Annotated in this window: 2 protein-coding genes and 1 pseudogene; all 3 read left to right on the plus strand. The window is 27.5% G+C overall.

Going from position 1 to position 4313, the window contains the following annotated elements; translation table 11 throughout:
* Positions 1 to 2443 (plus strand): annotated as a pseudogene (locus tag BJ095_RS19155) (hypothetical protein); the annotation flags it as partial.
* 2 nt (positions 2444 to 2445) lie between these two features.
* Positions 2446 to 4065, plus strand: a complete 1620-nt coding sequence (locus BJ095_RS18580) for a hypothetical protein (RefSeq protein WP_107937886.1) — start codon at positions 2446 to 2448, stop codon at positions 4063 to 4065.
* Positions 4058 to 4258: a hypothetical protein gene (locus BJ095_RS18585; RefSeq protein ID WP_107937887.1), complete on the plus strand. Its 201-nt coding sequence runs from the start codon at positions 4058 to 4060 to the stop codon at positions 4256 to 4258. Before BJ095_RS18580 ends, BJ095_RS18585 begins: the two co-directional genes overlap by 8 nt.
* The last annotated feature ends 55 nt before the right edge of the window (positions 4259 to 4313 follow it).

Here is a 4313-nt window from a genome sequence, read left to right on the forward strand (position 1 = left end):
TCTTTCTCCTACTTCTACAAAGGAGTGGGAGAAGAATCAACGAAATTGTTCAAAATTAATTAGCAAAATGTGTCCAATTCTACTTGACGCTTACAGGCTCCTACAAAAGCAGAAAGAAGTTGAATTAAAAATAAAAGGCAAAGTAAAACAAATAGCCCAACAAAATGTACTTCAAGTTATTAATTCAAAGAGCGAAGAAAATATTCAGCAAAAACCAAGAACTATAATTAAAGAACAGAAAGAAAGAAATATTAATTTTTTAAGTTTAATGCTAGAAGAAAAACTAAATATTGAAAATCCAACTAGTCAATTAGAAATCATTAATGAAACCTTCCAGAATAAAAGCTGTAAATATTTAATTAAAAAGGCTGAAGCTAAGCAACTTTATCGAATTGGAGAAACAGCTTTACAGAGAATTATAGCTGAATATAAGATTCCCAATTTTGATTATAAAAGAGTATTTTATATATCTAGTAAACATTTAAAGGAAGTACTAACTAAATTAGAACTTTCCCAAAATCAAATACTAATAGAGTACGAAGGAAATATATCTCTTACTTCAAAAGTCAAATCAATCTATAATAAGCGATTTTCCCCCGAGCGCCTTAATACCATTCTACAATTTGGTCAACTTTTCGAAGTTGGTTGGATATATAAAAAGGAAATATGTGATTCAATTGTAAAAGAAATTGAGCTAGCGGAAAAAATTGAATTATACAAAAAAGAAATTCAAAACAACCTAATAATTGATAAATTATATCTAAAAGCTTTAAAAGATTTAGGGATTATTAATGCTAGGGACATTGAAGAAAAAACTTATTTAAAATATTGGCTTAAGTTCACCTCAAAAAAATTAAAATCAACTACAGGTAATATAAAGACACTTGAAAAGAAGTTTGTACGATTTATAAGTATAACGAATCTCTTAATTTCGAGAGATACATTTGATAAATTAGCTAAATTAAGTTCAAAGGAAATAAATTTGCTTTATCTAAATGATAATACTGAATCTACGTACAAAGAAATTATCTATCAATATATATGTTTTATAGCAGATGAACTAGAAGTGAAATATAATAAAAATCATTTGAGGAATCCATACAAAGAAAAAAATGCTAGGACTTCAGCTAATACTGAAATATATTCAATTAACGAATATTTAGAATTGGTTTCCTATGTATCGGATGTGGATTATCATAAAAAACGATGTTATAAAGAGTTTAAACGCCCCCTCAATAACACTGAAAAATATAAATCTTATGAATCAGTTTGGTTATATATAATTTTGCATCTTAATAATGATTGGAGAAGCCATGATGTTGTTACAAAGGTACCTAGGATAACTCTTCCAGAATCAATTACCGATTTCGATGACTTTTTAAGCAGAAAATTAACTATAGAAGAAAAGGATAAAATTATCGCTGAAATAACTTCTAAATACTTTACTATAAAAAGTTCAAAAAAAGATAAAGATGGACATTTTTTTTGTTCAGAAGAATTACAATATCCATTAGCAAATGCATTAATAGCTTGTACCTTGAATCAAAATCATAAAAATAATCCTTATTTAATTGAATTTAATTCTTCAAACGAATTACCCAATTCATTGAATAAGAGGTTCTTTCAAGAATTCTCAAATACTCAGTTTCTTTTTAAATCAAAAAAAATGAATACAACGCTATCGACTTTCACTTATGAATATATTAAACACTGCACTAACTTAGATCCTATGCAAATTACGAAAATGCTTCGTCCCCATTCATCATTTAATACTACAAAAAAATATATAAAATTATCTCAGTTTGAACTAGACAGACTGTCAAGAAATTTATTTGATGATGGAAATTTTGGATATACCTACGATTATCTTCATAGAATAGTATTTGGTAATTCTTTGAGTGAAGACAAAATTATTCTTCAGGAAAGGAAGAGATATCTTAAAACTTTGTTTGGAGATTCTACAAAATTAGAGAATCTATCTACACAATTAATAAGCATAGAAAGAGACTTTAACTCGTTAACTGAATATTTAAGTTCATTAGATAATACGGAATTGCAAAAAAAATTAATGTTAATCAATTTGAGGCAGCTTCCCGCTAAAAACGAACATTGGCAATGCCTATTGGGAGATTGTTTATTTCTAGATCGAGACTGTGAAAAATGCCCTTTCTCTATTCCTCATTTCTATACACTGGTGAATGTAATTAGCAACCTAGAAAAGATTGTTAATGATATGAAAGTAAACTTCTTAACATCTCTAGAAACAGAAAAAAGATTTAAAGCCAACATTCTTTATCGATACTTATTCTTATTAAGTACTGCCAAGAAGAAGTTCGGTGCAAGTTTTTTAAATGAATTTTCAAATGGTAGATATGATGTCATTTTAGAGAGGGTTAGAAATTTACCCAATATAAAAAAGTACATTACATTACAAGAGGTGTAACAATGGAGATTTCAGAGGAACTTTTTGATTCTACGTATTTTATAGATAATATGCTTTCTGATATGGAAGAAAGGTTTACAGGTCAAAATGAATATATAATAAACGAATCTTATATGGATAATGAATGGATATTATTCGACTATTATTTCAAATCTAAAAGTTATATTTATTTTGACTCAATAGATGAAGAATTACAGATAATATTAAAATCATGGATACTTAATCTTTTTGAAAACAAGTTATCACCTAATCATATCCGGCACATAGCTAATATTGTCATTAAAGCAATGAGGTTCACTAATAACTTCAGTCCGGAATATGAAGATGAATTTAATGATTTCTTTAATAATAATAGAGATACAAACATTTTTAAAGCAAAGAAAATATTAACCTTTCTAGAATATGCAGGTTTCGAAGTTTCTTTGAATTACTATGAGATATTAATTGAATATACAAGCTCTGAACGTCTTCTTACTATGTATGAAATTCCTTCAAGTAAAGATGTACTTAAATTTGATTTAATTATAAAGGATTTTTTTAATTCACACTTATCTACACAAAGTTTTTTAGTCTTCTTTCCTGTGTATTTTTGGTGGTGTTTAACTAATATTATACCTTTGCGTATTAGTGAGTTTTGTTTTATAAAACTAGATTGTCTTTCTCAAAGTAATGAAGGTTATATTTTATCTCTTCCCCGTAGTAAAACACGATTCACTAGGGAACTTAAGTACGATAAAATTTTAATTTCAAATGAGCTTGCTGAAAATATTTTAAGATATAAAGAATTAACTAAGGATTTCGATTTTCGAGAAACACTTATATCATATCAAGTTCAACAAAATAGTTATTTATCTAAAAATACTTCTAATAGTAGTTCCTATCCTTATTCATACTATTATGGACTATTTGATACAATCTTAAATAAATTTTACAAAGAAGTAGTACAAGGTATTTATAACTTCAGAATATTAGATCTTAGTGATACATTAGAAATTACTAATGATAATAAGACAATTAAAAGAATCCGTCCTAATGATACTAGATATTTTGCGTTCTTAAATATGATGCTTCAGGGTTATCATCCTATCGAAATGGCAGCTTTGGGAGGACATACTTCTATATATTCACAATTAACATATTACAATCATTTGGAGTATTGGGTTGATTCTGATTTATTAGATTTAGCAAATTTAAATTATCACCATTTTACAGAACTGCAAAGTTCCTTTGATGAGTATTTTATTATAAAATCCAAAATTATTCCTGAAGTATTAATAAACTCTACTGATACTATTCCCTTAGAGATCGGTTATTGTACCGATAACAATCAAAATTGCCCTGTAGATAGTCATTACATTTGTCCTTATTGGAGAATAAGCTCTAAAGAATATACTATCCATAAAAAAACAATTGCAAAAGAACTGCAAAATCGAAAGTCATCAGTTTCACTCCTCTTTAAGAACTTAATTGGGCTTTATAATACTGCTATTTTTAACCTTAAAGATGAAAGATATGATAATAAAAATTCTAGCTTTAATTTTAAGTTAAGAAATAATGCAAAAATTGTTCAGGATGCCCTTTACAAACTTTATACATTTAAGGAGAAAATCAACTATGAGTAGAGGTAGAAAACAAGATTTAGTAGAAGAATCCTTGTTAAAAGAGTTAGCTAGGGGTTTTTTAGAAAAAGATCCACTCGTTACCATAATTAAACCCCGTCCAATTTTTGAATACTCGTTAGAATTATATAAAAATGGTAAGTTCCCTAAAAAGCTTGTATTTGATAAGCTAAAACTGAGCCACCATCGCAGTTGAAAAGTGAGCCACTTTTATATGAAAATAATCCTAACTTCATAGAGTTAGGAGCGTA

Origin of the sequence: Ureibacillus chungkukjangi (assembly GCF_003217295.1) — a bacterium.
GTDB classification, from domain to species: Bacteria; Bacillota; Bacilli; order Bacillales_A; family Planococcaceae; genus Ureibacillus; species Ureibacillus chungkukjangi.